Source organism: Novosphingobium clariflavum (assembly GCF_026420865.1).
In the GTDB taxonomy this organism is placed as follows: Bacteria; Pseudomonadota; Alphaproteobacteria; order Sphingomonadales; family Sphingomonadaceae; genus Novosphingobium; species Novosphingobium clariflavum.
In genome coordinates, this window is the sequence record NZ_JAPCWC010000001.1 from 519833 (window position 1) to 539601 (window position 19769).

Consider the following 19769-nt stretch of genomic DNA (forward strand, 5'->3'; position numbering starts at 1 on the left):
CTCGGCCGCAAAGGAGCTTTCCGTGTCCGATCAAGACCTAGTCCGGCTGCGCGCCCTGCTCGATGAAACCATCGAGCGCGGCGAGGAGCGCCTGCCGCCCGAACCGCGTCTGAGCGAGGAACTCGGCGTAACCCGCGGCCGCCTGCGAACCCTGCTCAGGCACCTCGAGAACGAGGGCGCGATCTGGCGCCATGTCGGCAAGGGCACGTTCATCGGCCAGCGGCAGGTCATCGAACCCCTTGCCGCAGCGGCGAACTTCAGCGTCGACGATATCCTGCATGCACGCGGCGTGCTCGAACCGCAGCTGGCGGCCGAAGCGGCCATCCACGCCGTGCCCGAAGATCTCGCCGCGATGGACGCATGCCTGGCCGAAATGGCACTGTCGCACTCGATGCTGCAGTGGAAGCGGCTGGACGAAAAGCTGCACCGCACGATCGCGCAGGCCACCCACAACGTCCTGCTGGTGACGCTTTACGATACGCTCCGCTCCCAGATGAAGTTCACGCTCGACCGGCGGATCGACCAGGTCTTCGGGGCGGAACCCGGCCCGAAGGAAAACACCGACGACGAGCACCACAAGGTCGTCGATGCGATCCGCAGGCACGACCCCCAAGCGGCCGAAGCCGCCATGCGCGAACACTTGCGGGCACTGCGCGCCAAGCTGTTCGGATTACGCTAAAGCGCCCCGCCCCAGCGCTTCGCGCGGCAAAATTGAGTGCATCAATGCAAATCGATTTGCATCGCGCACCGCCTCCCGAAGGCAATCGCGGCAAGATCTGCCGGGACAAGCGCGCACGGGGTCCGGCCCCGCCGCATGGGGCCACTTTTTTCTTTCCGCAGCGGTTGACGATAAAGACCACATGATGAAATACCATCCCACATAAGACGTCGCTCAAAATGGGAGAGTGCATGAGCAAGCTGGTCTGGAGCCGCCGCGAGATGTTGGCGCAAAGTCTGGCGACCTCGGCCGCCGTCTCGTCGATGGCGCTCACCGCCGGGCAGGCCAAGGCCGCTCCCGCAGGCGCACAGGAGCCGCTGGATTCCGGCATCGCGCCGGGCGACGACGTGGTATGGCTCGATGGCAGCGCGCCCTCCGCCCACGAAGGCCAGTCATGGGGCCAGCCCTGGCCGCGCGGCACCCGGTTCGAGAAGCGCGGTTACGTTCTGGAAGGCGCAGGCGGCACACGCGAGGCACTGCAGACATGGCCGATGGCCTGGTGGCCGGACGGCTCGATCAAGTGGACCGGGCACGCCGCCGCCGCCAACGGCGCCCGCGCCGGTTCCCTGCGCGTCGCGCCCGGCAGCGCCCGGCCCGCGCAGACGCTTTCCCTGCGCGAGGCAGGCGATGCCATCACCGTCACCGTGGGCCAGACCGTCTGGACCGTCGGCCGTTCGGGCGAGGCGCTGATCCGCTCCGCGAATGTCGGTTCGGCGCAAGTGCTGCACTCGGTGCGCCTGCTCGCCCGCGCGCAGGACCGTGCCGACGACGAGGACGGCGCCCCCGAGCTGACCCGCTGGACCAGCAGCATCGACAGCGCGACGGTCGAACAGAGCGGCCCGATCCGCGCCGTCATCAAGCTCGAGGGCCGCCATCGCGGTGAGGCGAGCGAAAGTGCGGGCGACTGGATGCCCTTCTGCGTCCGCCTCTACTTCCACGCCGGATCGGACAGCGTGCGGCTGGTCCACTCGATGATCTTCGACGGCGACCCGGCCAAACGCTTCATTCGCGGACTGGGCCTGGAGGGCGGCGTACCGATGCGCGGCGCCCTGCATGACCGCCACGTCCGTTTCGCGGGCGAGAATGGCGGGCTTTGGGGCGAGGCGGTGCGTCCGCTGACCGGGCTGCGCCGCGATCCCGGCAAGGCGTTCCGCGACGCACAAGTGGCGGGCGAGGCCGTCCCTCCGCTCGACCAGATGGGCACCGCGGTGCGCCAGAACATCGAATATATCCCCGCTTGGGGCGATTTCCGCCTGCGCCAGCCCAATTCGGACGGTTTTTCCATCGTCAAGCGCACCCGGCCGGGCTGCGGCTGGATCGACGTCGACACCGCCGGGCGCGCACCGGGGTTGGGCTATGTCGGCAGCCCCTCGGGCGGGGTCGCCTTCGGCATGCACGACTTCTGGCAGCGCTGCCCGGTCGGCCTCGACATCGCCGATGCCGCCACCGACACCGCGCGCTTCACGATCTGGTACCACGCCCCCGATGCCCCGGCGATGGACCTGCGCTTCTACCACGAGGTCATGGGCATGGAGAGTTACGAGGCGCAGAACCGCGGCCTCGACGTGACTTACGAGGATTACGAACCCGGCTGGGGCGACGCCTCCGGGATCGCGCGGACCACCGAATTCCGCATCTGGGCACTGCCCGCCACGCCGCCGCGCGAACGGCTGGCGCAGATGGGCAAGGGCCTTGCCACCCCGCCGCGCCTCGTTCCCAATGTCGCGCGGGTCCACGCGGCCGGGCTGTTCGGCCCATGGAGCCCGATCGCCGCGGGCAGGGCGCTGCGCGGCAAGATCGAAACGCGCGCGAAACAGGAACTCGATTTCTACATCGGGCAAGTCGAACAGCGGCGCTGGTACGGCTTCTGGAACTACGGCGACGTCATGCACAGCTATGACAACGAGCGGCACGTGTGGCGCTACGACATCGGCGGATTCGCCTGGGACAACAGCGAACTGTCGACCGACATGTGGCTGTGGTACGGCTTCCTGCGCAGCGGCCGCGCCGACGTGTTCCGGCTTGCCGAAGCGATGACCCGCCACACCGGCGAGGTCGACGTCTACCATGCCGGCCGCTTCAAGGGCCTGGGCACCCGCCACGGCGTGCAGCACTGGGCGGACAGTTCGAAGCAGCCGCGCATCTCCAACGCCGCCTATCGCCGTTTCTACTATTACCTCACCACCGACGAGCGCTGCGGCGACCTGATGCGCGCCCTGGTGGACAGCGATCATGCACTCAAGACGGTCGACATCGGCCGCAAGGTGCTGCACCGGGCCGAACCGCTCGCCGGCACCGGCGCGGTGGTGGCCGACCAGCCGCTGCCCGAGGGCCAGATCTTCATGCAGTTCGGCACCGTCTGGGGCTCGCTGCTGGGCGCCTGGCTGACCGAGTGGGAGCGCACGCGCGACACCCGCTGGCGCGACCGCATCGTGGCCGGAATGCGCTCCATTGCCGCGTTGCCCAAAGGCTGGCTGGCCGGCGGCGGCGCGTTCGATCTCGCCTCCGGCCGCTTCGTGGGGGGCGGCAAGGACGTCAACATGAGCCACCTCAACGGCGTGTTCGGCGTGTTCGAGATCACCGCCGAACTGCTGGAACTCGTGGACGAACCGGCCTTCCGCAAGACCTGGCTGGAATACTGCGAGCTCTACAACGCCCCCGAGGCGGAGTTCCGCGCCCGCACCGGCGCATCGGGCAAGGGCCGCGCACTGACGCAGGCGCATTCGCGCTACACCGCCTATGCCGGGGTGCAACTCGGCAAGCCGGAACTGGTCAGGCGTGCCTGGGGCGAATTCTTCGGCGCGGGCGACCGCGAAGGCCGCGACCAGTCGCGCGGGGCGCACAAGGTCACCGGGGCCGCGGTGCTCAAGCCGGTGGACGAGATCGCCGAAGTCTCCACCAACGACGCCGCGCAGTGGGGCATCGCCGCCACCGTGAACCTGACGCTGATCGGGGATGCGCTGGAGTGAAACGCCTCGCCGCCGCCTTGATGCCTGTGCTTCTGTCGGCGGCGGCGTCTCCGCAAACGGACGACTTGCGCCACGGCCTGTCGCACTGGCGCGTCGAGGCGGAAGCGCCCTCGCGCGTCACCGCCAAGGGCGGCGTGATGGACATCGATGCGCCCGAAGGCATCTCGGTCTGGTGGGGCGAGGAACTGCGCGCGCCCGTCGCCATCGAATACGAGGTCATGGCCGTGTCGGCGGGCGGGCCGAACGATGCGGTGAGCGACGTCAACGCCTTCTGGATGGCCACCGACCCGGCGGCGGCGGAGGGATCGCCCCTGGCCCGCCCCCGCGGCGGGGCATTCCAGGCCTACGACACGCTAAAGACCTATTACCTGGGCATCGGCGGCAATCGCAACACCACGACCCGAATGCGCCGCTACGTCGGTGAACCGGGCAATCGCCCGCTGCTGCCCGAGCACGACCGGACGGATCCCGCAGCGCTATTGGTAGCCAATCGCTGGGTGCCGGTGCGGCTTGCCGCCGATGGCACGAAAGTGACCGTGGACTTCGGCGGCAAGCGGCTTTTCACGATGACCGATGCCGCGCCCTACGCCCGAGGCTGGTTCGCCCTGCGCACCACCAGGAGCCACTTGCGCATCCGCAATTTCCGGATCGTTCCGCTTGGAGCCGGGCACTAAGGCGCGTGGACAAATTCGAGCGGCCGTTTACGCCCCGTTGCGGACATCCTCCCCATAATTCATCATGCAACTATGCGATGCCATAAAGCCTTGCTTTTCGCTCTATGCGGCCTTCTTAGCTTCACGTTGAGCGGTGGGCAGCTTCCTGCGCATGATTGCCTTCACGGACTTAAAGAAGCGCTGGTCTCAGGCGGGTTTTCCGGTTCGGTAGACTGTCAAAGCGACAAACTATCCATTCGCAAAATCGGTTCACTTCGCACTCAACGTCATGAGTATTTTATTTATGACTATAAATATAGATTAGCCGACACCTGCAAAGATTGCGCAATTCACGGCGGCCAGAGAGTTTTGATATTTTTTCGCGGCCATTACATTGGTCAGTATAAGCCAGACGGCGTGAATTTAATGATAAAAGATAATCGCCTCTTCCTCAGTTCGCTCAATGAAGCTGCTGCACACCAAGGCTTTACGGAGATCAGAATTTCTGAACGCGGCTTTCCTCGCAAGATACTCATCGACGGCGAATTTTTCGAGTTCTTCCGGTAAGCTGTAGGTCCGCTCACCACCCAAAACAGACCAAACCCGCTCAGCCTGAGCTTGTCGAAGGCCCCGAAGCGGGGCGCTGAGCCCCCATGCTTCGACAAGCTCAGCATGAGCGGGGTAGTTGGGGCAGCGTCCGCGTCTGCTTCCGCTTCCCACCCAACTCGGTCGCTCCGCTCCCCGCTGAATGTGTCCACGCCGCATGAGGAGCCGCACGATGGCTCCTCTCGACACGCCCGGCGCTCTACTCCCTCCTCGCCCCTGCGCAGGTGGGGCCCGCTTCCCTCTCGCCACCTTGTGAGAAAAGCGGGCTCCTGCCTCACGCCCCGTCGGACGCAATCCGCAGGCCGTGCCGCGCGGCGAAGCGGGCAAAGCGCGTCAGCCACAGGCCCGCCCGGCCGTCCGGCTCGAACAGCGGGGCGCCATGGCCGCCCTTCTCGATCACATAAAGCTCAGACGGAATTTTTGCTGCCCGGCATCCCTCGAACATGGCAAGGCTGTTACCGCAATCGACCACGGTATCGTCCGCCGCATGGCCAAGCAGGATGGGCGGGGTCGCGGCGGGCACATCGCGTTGCAGCGAATAGCGCCGCGACAGGTCCTCGCCAGGGTTCGGCCCCAGCAGTTCGCTGCGCGACTGGCCATGGGCGAGCGGCGGCATCATGCTCACGACCGGGAAGAACATGCCCGCCACCAAAGGCCGCGCATCCTGCGCATCGGCGGCGTCGAGCGGATCGTAGACTTTGGCCGCAAAGCGCGTGGCAATGCTGCCGCAGAGGTGTCCGCCCGCCGAAAAGCCGATGGTCGCCACATTGGCCGGATCGACGCGCCACTTCGCGGCGTTGGCGCGGATCACCCGCATCGCGCGCTGGGCATCCTGCAAAGGCGTGTCCGGCCCGGCCGCCCAGCCATCATGCGGCAACCGGTAGAGCAGTTCGAATGCCGTCACCCCTTGCCCGGCAAACCAGCGCGAGATCGCGGACGGCCGCGTGCCCATCGCCACGCGGGCATAGCCGCCGCCGGGAAACATCAGCACGGCCGCCCCGGTCGGCTTGGTCGCCGGGCAGACCGTCAGCATCGGCGTTGCCACATGCGGCCAGGCGAAATCGTCGGGATTGTTCTTGTTGGAGCGCAGCACCCGCTCTTCCCGGACACCGCCCTTCGGCAGCCCCGGCGGCGAACCCGGCCAGATCGGGAAACGCTCGAACGCAGGGCCTTCGCCCGCCTGCGCCTGCGCCAGCGCGCGGGCCGGAAGCAGCGGCGCGGCGGCCAGCGCGCCCAGCGAGGTCAGGAACAGGCGGCGGTCACTCGGCATGGGCACTCTCCCGGTAATGGCGTGGATGCGGGGCTTGAGGGCGGCGGGTAAGCCGGCGGGTAAGGCGGCGGTCGCCCGGCTCAGGGCGCGGCGAAATGCCGCTCCAGCCGCTCGGCTTCCGCCGGGGTGATCGGCATGACCGCACCGTGCTTGGGCCCGGCGAAATTGGTCGCCTTCATCGGCGAACCCGGTTCGTTGAACCGGCCGAGATTGCGGAAATGCTTGAAATCGCTGGTTTCGGAAAAGCCCATGTTGTTGGGCTTCGCGCCGAACACGTCATACATCAGCACATACTTGTTCGTTCCCGCGCGGCGCCACAGGTTGGGCGCCTCGGTGCCCACCGTCTCGGGATCGACGGGGGTGGGATCGAAGGCATAGCCGCCGTTGATCCTGTCCGAAACCGCTTGCCGCAGATGGCCGGGCCGCTCGTGCGCGACGTAGAACAAGTGGAACTTGCCGCCGATGCGGGTGATGTCGCCGTCGATCGACCCCACGTTGGGCCTGGGATAGGCAAACAGGGCCTGCGGCGGCCGGGTCAGCGTGGTGAAGGCATCGTCGGCGTAGGAATAGACCATGTGTTCCGTCCCGGCACCGTTCCGCGTGGTGTAATAGACCATCATCTTGCGCGCCTTGGGGTCGTAGATCGTCTCCGGGGCCCAGGCCGCGCTCAGATTGGCGGTTTCGGGGAAAAGCCGGTCGACATGGACGATGGCATGGGTCCAGTGCACCAGATCGCGCGACTTCATGAAGATCAGCGAGCGATTGTTGCCCCAGCCGTGGGTCGCCTTGGGGCGTTCCCATTCGGTATGGCGCAGGCCCTCGCGCTGGGCATAGATGTGCAGGTCGGTCATGCTCAGATAGAACGCGCCGTCCGGTCCGCGCACGATGTGCGGATCGCGAATGCCCTGCTGTTCGGCGATGCCCCGGCCGCTGAGCACCGGCTGGCCGCCGTTGACGTCGGTAAAGCTGTAGCCATCGCGCGAGACGGCGATGTGCAGCGAATGGGTCTCGTCCCGGAAATAGACCAAGAGATAGGCGGTGAGCGCCCGCTCCGAGGGCACCGGCGCCGCCTTCTGCCCGGCAAGGCTCGGCACGATCTCGAGCTGCCGTGCGGTCCCGGTAGCTGCAGAGGCAGGGGCAGGGGCAGCGGCGGGGCCTGCGGCCTGCGCGCCGCCGACCGTGGGCGAACCACAAAGCGCAGCCAATCCCGCCACCATCAGACCGACAACCCTTGCCTTCATTTGCACTCTCCCCTTGCCCGGTCGTCCCGGGCCTTTCATTCGACTTCCAGCACGGTGACCGATTTCGACGGCAGCACCAGTTCCACCTCGCCGCCCGACAGATGCACGGCCAAGGGGCGCGGCACGAAAGGATCGGCCTTGTCGAAGGTGATGCGGGTGTCGATGGCGTCCGCCGTCAGCACTTGCGCGCCCGCGCGGTGCCAGCGGCCACCGTCCAGATGGATCCGCAGGCGGTTCGCCCTTGCCGGATCGAGATTGGCGATGGTGACGTGCAGCTTGCCGGCGCTATCGCGCGAGGCGGACAGGTCGATGCCGGCCAGCCGCACATCGCCATGGACGTAGTCGGGCGTCTCGACCTGCACGGGCAGCGCCTCGGCGCCCTGATGCACCTTGTACATGTCGAAGACATGGTAGGTCGGGGTGACGACCATCGCGCTCCCGCGCGTCAGGACCAGCGACTGGATCACGTTCACCATCTGCGCGAGATTGGCCATCCTGACCCGGTCGGCGTGACGGTTGAAGATGTTGAGGCTCTTTGCCGCGATCAGTGCATCGCGCAGGGTACTTTCGAGATAGAGCTGGGACGGCGCGTCCTTCTCGCTCTCGAACCAGCCGCCCCACTCATCCACCGCAAGCGCGACCCGCTTGCCGGGATCGTAGCGGTCCATGATCGCGGCATGACGGCGGATCAGTTCGTCGGTAAGCGCGACCCGGGCCAGCGCCGCCGCCCAGCCGTTCTCGTCGAACCCGACGTTGCGGCCCTTGGCGTGCCAGTCGTTGCCCGCAAACGTGTAGAAATGCAGCGACAGCCCCCACATCAAGGGCGTGTCGCTGGTGAGACCAAGCGGCGTCGGTTCCGGCCGCCACAGCATGGCCTGCGCCATCACCCGCTCGGTCCAGGCATAGTCGTCGGTATCGGCGCCGACGGCAATCAGCCTTGCGCGCGGGCCCGAATAGGTGCGCAGAAAGGCCGCGTAGTGGCGGAATGCCGCTGCGTAGGTGTCAGCGCTCATGTTACCGCCGCAGCCCCAGCTTTCGTTGCCCACGCCGATGTAGGGCACCTGCCAGGGCGCGGGATGGCCGTTGGCCGCCCGCTCCTGCCCCGGCGCGCTGTCCTGCGGCGCGGTCATGTAGCGCAGCCAGTCGTCCGCCTCCCGCACGCTGCCGCTGCCGAGGTTGACCGAGACAAACGCGCTCGCCCCGATCTGGCCCAGGAAATCCATGAATTCGTGGGTGCCGAAGGCATTGGTCTCGGGCGTCCTGCCCCATGCGGAATTGATCCCGCGCGGCCGCTTGCCCGCCGCCCCGATGCCGTCGCGCCAATGGTAGCCATCGGCAAAACAGCCGCCCGGCCAGCGGATGACCGGCACCCTGACCCGCCGCAGCGCGGCGACGACGTCGGAGCGGATGCCCCGCACGTTGGGGATCGGCGAATCCGGCCCGACCCAGATGCCCTCGTAGACGCCGCGCCCGAGATGCTCGACGAACTGGCCGTAGATGTTCGGATCGATGGTGGGGCCACCGGCCTCCACGGATACGCGCGCGCGCGACTGGAGCATGGCGCGCGCGCCCGGAGCGGACCTTGCCCCGACCTCGCCTCCGGTACTGGCAGTGGTACTGGCAGTGGTACTGGCGAGAGACGACATGCCGCTCGCCGCCAGCAGCAGCGCAAGCCCGCAGGCCAGGCTCCGGCGTGATCGTGACATCTCCCCTCCTTTTATACCAGGCTGCGGCGATGCTGACGCATCAGCAGCTTGGAACGCTCAGGCTCCACTGCTCTACAATTATGGTTTTACGCGTTTTCCGGGTCATCAGGTGATTCCACCGGATTGGAAAACGCTCCAGTTGCCGGGCTAGAGATGATGCCTCATTTCGCACCCGTCAACCACATTTCGGGACGAGCGATCATATTTCGGGCCGGGAAGGGAGCCGGAAGCCAGACGGCCTGGATGGCACCCTCCATCCAGACCGCCCTTATCCCGCCGTCACATCGTGAAGCGTACGCCGACACGGAACGTGCGGCCGATCGCGTCGAAGTCCGAGATGCCCGAAGGACCGTTGGCCACATAGGGATTGATCAGCTGGTTGAAGACGTTGGTGACGCTCAGATAGGCCTCCCAGTCGTGATCGACCGGCAGCTTTGCCGAAATCCGGGTATCGAACAGCACCTGTCCGGCAAAATGGCGCTGCGGCAGATCGCTGGCGAGCGTGCTCTTGTCGTAGGCGCCGCCGCCGATGAAGCGGGCCTGGTTGAACAGCGAGACCGCACCGATGCGCAAGTCCGCCTGCCCGGTCAGGCGCCAGTGCGGCGCGGTGCCGATCTGGCCGGCCCGGTCGATCGCGGCAACGCCCGGCGAGCTTTGCTCGTACTTGTCGATATAGTTGCCGAGCAGGCGCGTGGAGATCGCCGCGTCCTTGGCCAGCCAGGGCAGGTTCGAACGGTAGCCCGCCTCGAAGTCGATGCCGCGGGTGTTGAACGAGGCCAGGTTCTGGGTGACGATGTCGATCTGCGTCAGCACCCCGTTGGCATCGCGGCTGATGAGCGCGCAGGCCGAGGCGCTGCCGTTGTAGCAGTCATCCATTTCCTGCTGGTACGAAAGCGAGGCGATCGCATCGCGGATCTTGATATCGTAATAGTCCGCCGAGACGTTGAAGCCCGGCAGGAACGAGGGCGAATAGACCGCGCCGAAGGTCAGCGTATTGGCCACTTCCGGACGCAGGTCGGGATTGCCGCGCACCACCGAGCGGACGTTGGTCGCAGTCGTGTTGGTGAAGGGATCGTAGACCTGCGGCTGATAGCTGGTGGTGCCGCGCTGGAACAGTTCGTAGAGGCTGGGCGCGCGGATGTCGCGCGAACGGGTGACGCGCAGGCGCAGGTCGTCGTAGAGCTGCCAGGTAAGCCCGGCCTTCCACGTCGTCACCGCGCCGCTGGTGCTGTAGTCGGTACGGCGGACCGCGCCGTTGAAGTCCAGCGCGCGGATCAGCGGCAGGTCCTTGAGCAGCGGCACATCGAGTTCGAGGAAGGCTTCCTTGACGTTGTAGCGCCCGCTCTGCGCCTTGGCATTGCCGACGCGGTAGGCGCCCTCGGCATTGGTGATCGGGTTGTAGGCCTCCGACAAGGGATCGACGACCTGGTTGAAGCTCTGGCGGCGGTACTCGACACCGGCGGCAAAGCCGAGGTCACCCGCCCAGAGCGTGACCGGCGCGCCGGCGATCGAGGCGGCGGCAACGAATTCGTGGAACTTCTGATCGGCGGTATTGGTGCCGGTCACGTAGTTCAGGGCATCCTTGGAAACGGTATTGGTGCCGAAGACATTCACCGGAACGCAGCCGTTGCCCGGATTGGCCAGCGAGGACCGGCAGACGATGGCGCCGCTGGAAGGATCGACCACGGCATCGGCGGCATTGACGTAATTGGCCTGGATGAGATCGTGGTGCAGTGCCAGATTGCGCGTGTTGCGCGCGGCTTCGGCATAGGCGTTCCACTTGAGCCCGCCCAGCACCGTGCCTTCGGCGCCCAGCACGCCGCGAATGGTCTCGTTGGCGACCTTGACGCGGGTGCGCGGCAGGTCGTCGTCATAGCGGCCCATCGTGATCGTGGTGACGCCCGCATCGTCCATCATCTCGGCCAGAGCGTCGGGCAGATAGGCGTTATCGCGCGTGAGCTTGAGCGCCGTGGTGCCAAGCTGGTTCGAGTAGGAGCCGACCTGGTACTCGTTCCTGGTCTTGCCGTAATTGCCCTCGGCAAACACGGTGAAGCTGTCGCTCACATCGAAGGCAAGGCGCGAATAGACGATCTTCTTGTCCAGCCCGGCGATCAGCGGCGCGAACTGCGGTCGCGGACCATCGCCGCCGACCATCGTCGAACCGGTGACGCTGGTGCCGTAGTTGAATGCAACCGGGTTGCCCTCGGCATCGAACGTCGTGCCCTTGAGCGGACCGCTGGTGATGAGGCCGCCGAAGTTGGCATTGGCGACACGCACGTCGCAGGCGAAATCGCGCTTGGTGGCAGAGCCCGAAGGCAGCGAGATCGGCTGGCAGCTCTTCTGCGAGAACGGCCGCGCCAGGCGGTCATCGACGCCCGCGTTGCGGAAATACTCGCCGCTGATCAGGAAATGCCCGCGATCGTCGGCAAAGCGGGTGCCGTAGGCCAGCTCGATCTTCTGCTCGTCGTTGTCGCCGTACGTCGTGATGCCGCTTTGGATGTTGCCGGTGAGGCCGGTGAACTTCTTGTTGATGATGAAGTTCACGACGCCGCCCACCGCGTCGGAGCCATAGGCCGCCGAGGCGCCGCCGGTCACCACTTCCACGCGCTCGACCAGCGCCTGCGGGAACATGTTGGTGTCCACCTGGCCGCTGCCGTCACTGGGAATGAAGCGGCGGCCGTCGAACAGCGTCAGCGTACGGGTGGTGCCGAGGTTACGCAAGTTGAGGTAGGCGCCGCCCTGCCCGCTGGAGGTCTGCGCACCGCGCGGGCCTGCCGAGGACGAGAGCGCCGGAAGCTGCTTGAGCGCATCGCCCAGCGTGGTGGGGGCCGCGGCATTGAGCTGCGCCGCGCTCGTCACCGTCACCGGCGTCGGGCGGTTGAAGCCGGACAGCGGAATGCGGCTGCCGGTCACCACGATGTCCTCGGTGGTGACGGCCTGGCCGGAATCCTGCGCCTCTGCAGTATCCGCAGCGGGGGCAGCGGCATCCTGCGCCATTGCTGCCGTGTGCGTGAACAGGGCGAGCGCCGACACCCCGCCAAGAACGGTAAACCGCTTCATCATTTCTGGAAAACTCCCCTCCAAAGGATCTTGTCTGTAGCGCCCGACGGGCGTCGTGCTTGTATTCTCAGGTCAAACGCTGCGCCGATTGCAGCAGGCCGCGAATGTAGCCGTAGCAAAAGGCGAAATTCTCGGCCCGCGGCGTCCATACCGGCTTGCCGTCGACCACTTGCGGATCGTCCATGCCGGGCACGTGATCGGGCATGATCATGCCGTCGTAGCCGACTTCCGCGTAAGTCTGGAGCGCGCGGACCATGTCGATGTCGCCCTCGTCCGGGAAACTCTCGTTGAAGCGGTCGCGGTGGCCCTGGATGTTGCGGAAGTGGACGTTGAAGATCTTCTTGCGGCTGCCGAACCAGCGGATCACGTCGAAGATCTGGTTGGCCGGATCGGTCAGGTTCTCGCAGACCGAGCCCTGGCAGAAGTTGAGGCCGTGATAGGGGCTTTCATTGATCTGGACGAGCCGCTTCAAGCCTTCCACCGTGCCCAGCACATTGGTCACCCCCTGATAGCCGCCGGGCGGCGTGCCGGGGTCCTGCGGGTGGCAGGCGATGCGCACCTTGGTCTCGTTGGCGACCGGCACGATGCGGTCGAGGAAATAGGTGATGCGCTCCCAGAACAGGTCGGCATCGACGACACCGGCCCGCGTCAGCGGGGTCGCCGGTTTCGCTTTCGACAAGTCCCAGGCGAAGTAGTGCGAACCGCCGCGCCCCTCGGCAGGCGCGGTGCGCAGCACGCCGAGCAGGCTCATGTTGTACTTCACCGCCGGGATGCCCGCCGCCGCGCAGTTGCGCAGCGTGGTCGCGAAAGCCTCGATGTCGCGGTCGCGCTCGGCGCCGTCGCCCAGCATGATGGCAGGGTGCTTCTCGCGGTCGATATGGGTCGATACCAAGAGGTCCGGCTCCAGCATGTCGAGGCTGAGGCCGTGGCGCTGCGCCATGTCGCGCAGGCGCGAGAGTTCGTCGACGGTCGGATAGAGCCGCCCGTCCGCCACCGCGGCGCGGGCACAGATATTGGTGACGCCGAAACGCGCGAAATCGGCGAAGTGCGCCTCGCTGGAAGGCATGCTCTGGCAGCCGAGCTTCATGAGATAGGGCTTGCGACCCGAAGCGGCAGGCGCACCGGGCTTCGCGGAGCGCGCCGAGACCGCCTGAGCCCCACCGGCCAGCGTCAGCGATGCACCTGCACCGGCTGCCAGCATGAAGTTCCTGCGATCCATCGTCACTCCCCGCGATTGGCGGCCGGCTGATCGTCCGGCCTGCTCTTTGCTTTGTGCCGCCGTGCTGGCGGCGAAAGGCTCATTGCGGGATTTGCCGCATAAATACCAATGCCAATTCTGGCTTGATCTATGCGAAACGCACACTGACAATCGATTGCCCGCCTGACGGAGCGGAGCCACAAGGCCCGTCAACACGGGCATTCCAGGCAATTACTTGCGGTGAAGAATGTCGATCCAGCCAACAAGGGCATCGATTGATTGCCTAATTGGGTTGGACCCGATCCACCCCCTGCCATAACGCCCACTGGCACAAAGGTGTGCCTTACTGTTTTGGAAGAGGTCAGTTCACGATGTTTAGCCCCGTGGAAGTCGGATCGAAGCTGGGGACCGGCCTGCTGTCGTTCCCCGTCACCCATTTCGACGCCGAGGGTCGGTTCCTGGAAGCGGACTATCGCGCGCACTGCGGATGGATGCTGGAGCATGAGCTTGCCGGCCTGTTCGCCGCGGGCGGTACGGGCGAGTTCTTCTCGCTGACCCCCGACGAAGTGGGCCAGGTGGTCGCCGCCGCCGTTGCCGAGACCGCCGGGCGCATCCCGGTCATCTCGGGCTGCGGCTATGGCACCGCGATCGCTACCGACATCGCCCGCAAGGCCGAAAAGGCCGGGGCCGACGGCCTGCTGCTGCTGCCGCCCTACCTCATCGGCTCGAACCAGGACGGCCTTGCCGCCCATATCGAGGCCGTCTGCCGCGCGACCGGGCTCGCCGTGATCGTCTACAACCGCGACAACGGCATCGTGAACGACGAGACGCTGGCGCGCCTGTGCGAGCGCAATGCCAACCTCGTCGGTTTCAAGGACGGCGTCGGCGACATCGAGCTGATGGCCCGCATCCAGGCCCGCATGGGCGACCGCCTCACCTATATCGGCGGCCTGCCCACCGCCGAGACCTTCGCCACTCCCTATCTGGCGATGGGGGTGACGACCTATTCCTCGGCGATCTTCAACTTCCTGCCCGAATGGGCTCTGCGCTTCTACGCAGCGGTGCGCGCGGGCGACCATGCCTTCGTCGTCGAGCAGCTCAATGCCTTCGTGCTGCCCTACATCGCCCTGCGCAATCGCGGGCGCGGCTATGCGGTCTCGATCGTCAAGGCGGGGATGCGCGCGGTCGGCCGCGATGCCGGGCCGGTGCGCACGCCGCTCGCCGACCTCACCGCCGCCGAGCATGAGGAACTGGCCGCCCTGATCGCGCGCGTAGCGGACGCGGCGCCAGTCGCTGCCTGACCGGCCAGCCGCATGAGTGTCACAGGGTGACAGGCCAGATCGGATGGCCTAGTCGGTTGGCGATGTTCGATCTCAGCCAATTGCGCTGCTTCGTTGCGGCCGCCGAGGAGCTTCATTTCGGCCGCGCCGCGCGGCGACTGAACATGACCCAGTCGCCGCTCAGCCGCCAGATCCAGCTTCTGGAGCGGATCCTCGGCGTCACCCTGCTCGAAAGGACCAGCCGGCAGGTGCAACTGACACCTGCCGGCAGTGCCTTCCTGATCGAATCCCGCCGCATCCTGCGCCTTGCCGAAGGCGCCGCGCTCGCCGCCCGGCGCATTGCCAAGGGCGATGCCGGGCGCGTGGTGATCGGCTTCACCGCGGCCTCGGGCTACGACCTGCTGCCGCGCATCGTCGCGCAGGCGCTGGCCAAGCTGCCCAACATCGAACTCGAACTGCGCGAGATGGTGACCTCGGAACAGCTCGACGCGCTGCTGACGGGCCTGATCGACCTCGCCTTCGTGCGCCCGCCGATCGACCGCGCCGAATTCGACCATGTGCTGATCCACCGCGAGCCGATGCTCGCCGCCCTGCCCTCCGGCGATCCGCGGCAGGCCAAGGCGGCGCTCGACCTCTCGGACTTCGACGAGAAGCCGCTCATCATGTACAGCCGCCAGGGCGCCGGGTACTTCCACGAGATGCTGGTGAAACTGTTCGCCGAGGCTTCCGTCACGCCCAGCTATGTGCAGCACGTGACGCAGATCCACTCGATGCTCGGGCTCGTGCGCTCAGGGCTTGCCGCCGCGATCGTGCCGGAAGCGGCCAAGAGCCTGCACATGACCGACGTGCACTTGCGCACGATCCGCACGACGCCCGAGGCCCCGGCGGAACTGCTGCTGGCCTGGCACCGCGAGAACGAGAACCCCGCACTCGATGTGATGCGCCAGCTCTGCTTTGAAACCTTGCTTTGAAAATTCGCCGCTGGAGAATTTAGCGGCACCGGCCCACTCCTCACCCCGTGATCCGGGAGGGGAAGTGAGCCGGTGCCGCTAACGAAATGCCCCCTCGGGGGCATTTCCAAAACGCGCTTCAATCCGCCAGCGTTACCCGGCGGATCGGCCCGGCAATCACCAGGAACGCGACGATCGTCAGCAGGCAGTGCAACCCGACGAAGCCGAGCGCCCAGTCGAACGAACCGGTGGTCGCCACGATGTAGCCGATCACGATCGGCGTCACGATCCCGGCGATATTGCCGAACATGTTGAACAGCCCATTGGCCACGCCCGACTGCTCGCGCGGGGCGACATCGGACATCACCGCCCAGCCGAGCGAGGCCACGCCCTTGCCGAAGAAGGCCAGCGCCATCAGCGCGATGACCAGCCACTGCGCCTCCACGAAAGCGCAGGCGATGATCGCACTGGCCATGACCATGCCGACCGTCAGCGGCCCCTTGCGGGCAATGTCCAGCGAGCCGGTGCGCCTCAGCAGCGCGTCCGAGGCATAGCCGCCGACCAGTCCGCCGGCAAAACCGCAAAGCGCCGGAAGCGCGGCGGCAAAGCCGGCCTCGACGATGTTCATGCCGCGCTCGCGCACAAGGTAGATCGGGAACCAGGTCACGAAGAAATAGGTCAGCACGTTGATGCAGTACTGGCCGAAATAGATCCCCGCGAGCATGCGGTTGGCGAGCAGGCGGCGCATGTCGCGCAGGCTCGGCGCACGCGCCGCGCGGCCGCCTTCGTCCATGTGGATGAGGCCGCCGCCCTGCTCGATCAGGTCGCGTTCGGCGCGGTTCACCGCCGGGTGCCGGACGGGGCTGCGGATATAGCGCCAGAACATGGCCGCACCGGCAAGGCCGATTCCGCCCATCACCCAGAACACGCTGCGCCAGCCGAAGGAATGGACCAGCCAGGCCATCAGCGGCGCAAAGGCGACCAGCGAGAAATACTGCGCGGAATTGAAGATGGCCGAGGCCGTCCCGCGCTCGCTGCCGGGGAACCAGGCGATCACCAGCCGCGCATTGCCCGGAAACGACGGCGCTTCCGCCGCGCCGACCAGCAGGCGCATGACGAACAGCATCGCGAAGACATGCAGCGCGAAAAGCCCGGCAAAGCCCTGAAGCATGGTCAGCAGCGACCACGAAGCGATCGCGATGGTATAGACCTTGCGCGTTCCGAAGCGGTCCAGCAGCAGGCCCGCCGGGATCTGCGCCGCGACATAGGCCCATGCGAATGCGGACAGGATGAAGCCGGTCTGCACCGCATCCAGCCCCAGCTCGCGCGAAGCCTCGCTACCGGCGATGGAAAACGTGGAGCGGTCCGCGTAGTTGATCGTGGTGATCAGAAAGATCAGCGCAATGATCCGCTGACGGACCCGGGTTGGCTTTTCCAGCCGCGGCACATCCACCTCGGACGCGGCGATGCTCTGCATTTCCTTCACGCAAACCCCTCTCCCGCCGGACTTGCAATCGTTTCCCGGTCAGGCGTGAGGGGCTAGGGAATGCGGGGCGGCAAGTCCATCGTGAATGCCGCAGCGATCAAGCCAGAAATTGGCTGCTCCCGCGCGGCTCTGGCAGAATCAGCCGGAAAACCGTCAGATCGCTGCGATAGGTCGACAGTGTGCCGCCGTGAACGTGCGCGATCTGGCGCGCGAGGCTGAGGCCGATGCCGGTCCCATCCGCCTTGGTCGTATGGAACGCCCGGAACACATGCGCCGCGTCCTGCGGGGCGATGCCATTGCCATTATCCCGCACCTCCAGGCAGAGCCCCCGATCGCAGCGGCTCACGACGAGGCCGACCCGGGCATGCTCGCCGCGATCGGCAAGGGCGGCTTCCACCGCATTCTGGATCAGCGCCCACAGCGCCTGGCTGATCTGGTCCCGGTCCATCGGCCAGCAAAGCCCCTGCGCGGCATCGACGCGGAACGCCACGTGCGGCCAGCGTCCGGCAAACAGGCGCGTGAGGTCCTCCAGCAGCTGATCGAGCGCCACCGGGCGCAACTGCGGCAGCGGCAGACGGGCAAGAATGCGGTAGGCTTCGACAAACCGCTGCAACCCTTCCGCCTGCCGGGCCAGCGTGCCGAGGATTTCGCGCAGCAGCGCCGCATCGGCAGCGGGGCCATCGACCGCGGCGACGCCGCTGTCCGCCAGCGACACGATCGGCGCCAGGCCGTTCAGCAGTTCGTGACCCAGGACCTGGATCATCTCGGCGGTCGCGCGCGCCTCGGCGGCGTTTTCCTCCTGTTCGATGTCGATCAGGGCGACGACGGTGCGGCCTTCGGCAGGAAGCACCACCCGGTCCAGCCGCCAGTTGCGCCCCGCGTGGCGCCAGTGGCCGCACGCGCCATCGGCAAGCGCAGCGGGCATCGGCAGAACCTTGTCGTCTGTCGCGAAGAGACGCCGGGCCGCCCGGTTGAGCGCGCGCGCCGCCTCCCCCTCGATGGCGAGCATCGGGGTCGGCGCCGCATCGAGCAGCAGGCGATGCAATCCCGCCTCCCCGGCCTCCGCATCGAGTTCCGCCGCCGCTGCGGGCACCTTGCCGCGCCTGGTTCGCCAGACCTGCAACAGGATGATCCAGGCCGCGACCAGCCCCGCGCCGGTCAAGCTGCCCCACATCGCCCGGTGCCAGGCCTCGCAGGCCGCCGCGCCGCTGAGGGCAAGACCGATCCCGCTCACCAATGCCCGCCATCCGGGCGGGGCCTGCAGGACCGGCCTAGAGCCCATGGCGCGCCATGCGGCGATAGAGCGCGCCGCGGCTGAGCCCCAGCGCGGCGGCAGCGTGGGTGACGTTGTGGCGATGCTCGCGCAAGGCGGCCTCGATCATCGCCCGTTCGGCATCGGTCAGGTCGAAACTGGCCTCGGCGCTCGCGGTGCCCTCTGCACGCCGCGGCGCCGCCGGTGCGGCCAGTGCGGCCGCATCGATGGTCCCGTCCTCGGCCAGCAGCACCGCCCGCTCGATCGCCAGCGCCAGGCCGCGCACCTCGTCGTCCCAGCGTGTCGCGGCGATCGCCTCTTCGGCCGCCGCCGTCAGCCGGGGGGACGGACGTGCGAAACGCTCCGCGGCCAGGCGCGCAAAATGGCGCGCCAGCAGCACGGCGTCGCCTTCCCGCTGCGCCAGCGGGGGAACCGCGATCTCGACCGTCGCGATCCGCCGCCGCATGGCCGGGGTCAGGGCGCCGAGGTCGTCGACGATGGCGATGCAGCGCAGCTGCGGCACCAGGCGGTCAAGCAGACGGGCCTGATCGACTTCGCCCAGCCGGTCGGGATGGCGCAGGATCACGGTTCCCGGGCCCTGCGGCAGACCGGCCCAGGCGCTCCCGTCGCGCACGTCGATCCGCCTCGGCGCACCGCCGCCGTGCGCCGAGGCGGCATGGACCGCCAGCGCGGTCAGCATGCGCCCACTGCCCGAGGGTCCGGTCACGGTCACCCCGGCCGGGGTCGGCGCGACCCGCCGGACCAGATCGCGCAGGCCCTGCATCGCCGCGCTTTCCCCCAGCAGCCCGACCGGACCGGCCCCACCGGAACCGGAACTGGAACTGGCATCCCCGCCTACCGCCATGCCTGCTACCGCGCCCGGCCCCAGCGAAGGTCCGCGCGCGATGGCGGCCTCCACTTTGGCCATGAGGTCGCCGTTGCGCCAGGGCTTCATCACGAAGTCCCGCGCCCCGGCCTGCATCGCCGCGACGGCGATGCGGATGCCGCTATGCGCGGTGATGACCAGCACGCATGCCCCCGGATCGTCCGCCATGATCCGCGCGAGCAGGGCCAGCCCCTCCTCCCCGCTGGACTGACCGGGGGTGAAATTCATGTCGAGCAGTATCGCATCGAAGCGGCGGCTGGCGAGGCGCGACAACGCCTCTTCCGGCCCGCTGGCGGTCTCGATCCGGCGCCCCGCCACGCGAAAGGCGATCTGCATGGCGCCCGCCACGGCAGGATTGTCATCGACCAGCAGGATCGCGCTGTCGCTTGACAGCCCGCCGGCCTGTCCATTTGCGGACACCGTGTCCGCCTGCGGACGGTCATCGGCGCTGCGCCCTTCAAAAAGTCCAGCATTCATCGATGTTTAGGCTTTCA

The 19769-nt window shown here is 67.1% G+C and carries 14 protein-coding genes; 6 read left to right on the plus strand and 8 right to left on the minus strand.

All coding sequences use genetic code 11. The features are described 5' to 3' along the window. Positions 1–22: 22 nt before the first annotated feature. From OKA11_RS02070 to OKA11_RS02085, 4 genes are all read left to right on the plus strand, one after another. Entirely contained in the window at positions 23–679 is a 657-nt protein-coding gene (locus tag OKA11_RS02070) for a FadR/GntR family transcriptional regulator (protein WP_267218569.1), read from the plus strand. Positions 680–909: 230 nt separating this feature from the next. Next, a complete protein-coding gene (locus OKA11_RS02075; protein WP_267218570.1) occupies positions 910–3687 on the plus strand; it encodes an exo-rhamnogalacturonan lyase family protein in 2778 nt (925 codons plus the stop codon). Continuing rightward, a complete protein-coding gene (locus OKA11_RS02080; protein WP_267218571.1) occupies positions 3684–4361 on the plus strand; it encodes a DUF6250 domain-containing protein in 678 nt (225 codons plus the stop codon). Before OKA11_RS02075 ends, OKA11_RS02080 begins: the two co-directional genes overlap by 4 nt. Before the next feature lie 126 nt (positions 4362–4487). Then, a complete protein-coding gene (locus OKA11_RS02085; protein ID WP_267218572.1) occupies positions 4488–4907 on the plus strand; it encodes a hypothetical protein in 420 nt (139 codons plus the stop codon). 313 nt (positions 4908–5220) lie between these two features. On the opposite strand, the gene OKA11_RS02090 is transcribed toward OKA11_RS02085, so the two are convergent. The 5 genes from OKA11_RS02090 to OKA11_RS02110 all read right to left on the minus strand — a co-directional run bounded on the left by OKA11_RS02090 (position 5221) and on the right by OKA11_RS02110 (position 13442). Continuing rightward, entirely contained in the window at positions 5221–6216 is a 996-nt protein-coding gene (locus OKA11_RS02090; protein ID WP_267218573.1) for an alpha/beta hydrolase, read from the minus strand. Positions 6217–6296: 80 nt separating this feature from the next. Further along, on the minus strand, positions 6297–7457 hold the full coding sequence (locus OKA11_RS02095) for a glycoside hydrolase family 43 protein (RefSeq protein WP_267218574.1): 1161 nt from the start codon (positions 7455–7457) through the stop codon (positions 6297–6299). A 35-nt stretch (positions 7458–7492) separates the two neighbouring features. Next, positions 7493–9163: an alpha-N-arabinofuranosidase gene (locus OKA11_RS02100; protein ID WP_267218575.1), complete on the minus strand. Its 1671-nt coding sequence runs from the start codon at positions 9161–9163 to the stop codon at positions 7493–7495. Positions 9164–9442: 279 nt separating this feature from the next. Next, positions 9443–12226, minus strand: coding sequence for a TonB-dependent receptor plug domain-containing protein (locus OKA11_RS02105; protein WP_267218576.1), 2784 nt, complete (start codon positions 12224–12226; stop codon positions 9443–9445). 64 nt (positions 12227–12290) lie between these two features. Continuing rightward, positions 12291–13442, minus strand: coding sequence for a mannonate dehydratase (locus OKA11_RS02110; protein WP_267218577.1), 1152 nt, complete (start codon positions 13440–13442; stop codon positions 12291–12293). 350 nt (positions 13443–13792) lie between these two features. Here OKA11_RS02110 and kdgD point away from each other — a divergent pair, with 350 nt between their 5' ends. Together kdgD and OKA11_RS02120 are read left to right on the plus strand one after the other, a co-directional pair. Further along, complete coding sequence (gene kdgD / locus OKA11_RS02115) at positions 13793–14722, plus strand: 5-dehydro-4-deoxyglucarate dehydratase (RefSeq protein WP_267218578.1); 930 nt, start codon at positions 13793–13795, stop codon at positions 14720–14722. 26 nt (positions 14723–14748) lie between these two features. Beyond that, positions 14749–15672 carry a LysR family transcriptional regulator gene (locus OKA11_RS02120; RefSeq protein WP_267218579.1) on the plus strand — a complete coding sequence of 308 codons (924 nt, stop codon included), beginning with the start codon at positions 14749–14751 and terminating at the stop codon, positions 15670–15672. Positions 15673–15790: 118 nt separating this feature from the next. On the opposite strand, the gene OKA11_RS02125 is transcribed toward OKA11_RS02120, so the two are convergent. The 3 genes from OKA11_RS02125 to OKA11_RS02135 all read right to left on the minus strand — a co-directional run bounded on the left by OKA11_RS02125 (position 15791) and on the right by OKA11_RS02135 (position 19752). Further along, positions 15791–17128 (minus strand): MFS transporter, encoded by a 1338-nt coding sequence (locus OKA11_RS02125; RefSeq protein WP_267218621.1) that lies wholly within the window; start codon positions 17126–17128, stop codon positions 15791–15793. A gap of 106 nt (positions 17129–17234) precedes the next feature. Beyond that, positions 17235–18371 (minus strand): sensor histidine kinase, encoded by a 1137-nt coding sequence (locus OKA11_RS02130; protein ID WP_267218580.1) that lies wholly within the window; start codon positions 18369–18371, stop codon positions 17235–17237. Positions 18372–18408: 37 nt separating this feature from the next. Further along, a complete protein-coding gene (locus tag OKA11_RS02135; RefSeq protein ID WP_267218581.1) occupies positions 18409–19752 on the minus strand; it encodes a sigma-54-dependent transcriptional regulator in 1344 nt (447 codons plus the stop codon). Positions 19753–19769 lie beyond the last annotated feature (17 nt).

Coding starts and splice junctions, on each gene's coding strand:
- OKA11_RS02075 (WP_267218570.1), top strand. CDS start 910: ATGAGCAAGCTGGTCTGGAGCCGCCGCGAGATGTTGGCGCAAAGTCTG.
- OKA11_RS02090 (WP_267218573.1), bottom strand. CDS start 6,216: ATGCCGAGTGACCGCCGCCTGTTCCTGACCTCGCTGGGCGCGCTGGCC.
- OKA11_RS02095 (WP_267218574.1), bottom strand. CDS start 7,457: ATGAAGGCAAGGGTTGTCGGTCTGATGGTGGCGGGATTGGCTGCGCTT.
- OKA11_RS02100 (WP_267218575.1), bottom strand. CDS start 9,163: ATGTCACGATCACGCCGGAGCCTGGCCTGCGGGCTTGCGCTGCTGCTG.
- OKA11_RS02105 (WP_267218576.1), bottom strand. CDS start 12,226: ATGATGAAGCGGTTTACCGTTCTTGGCGGGGTGTCGGCGCTCGCCCTG.
- OKA11_RS02110 (WP_267218577.1), bottom strand. CDS start 13,442: ATGGATCGCAGGAACTTCATGCTGGCAGCCGGTGCAGGTGCATCGCTG.
- kdgD (WP_267218578.1), top strand. CDS start 13,793: ATGTTTAGCCCCGTGGAAGTCGGATCGAAGCTGGGGACCGGCCTGCTG.
- OKA11_RS02125 (WP_267218621.1), bottom strand. CDS start 17,128: ATGCAGAGCATCGCCGCGTCCGAGGTGGATGTGCCGCGGCTGGAAAAG.
- OKA11_RS02135 (WP_267218581.1), bottom strand. CDS start 19,752: ATGAATGCTGGACTTTTTGAAGGGCGCAGCGCCGATGACCGTCCGCAG.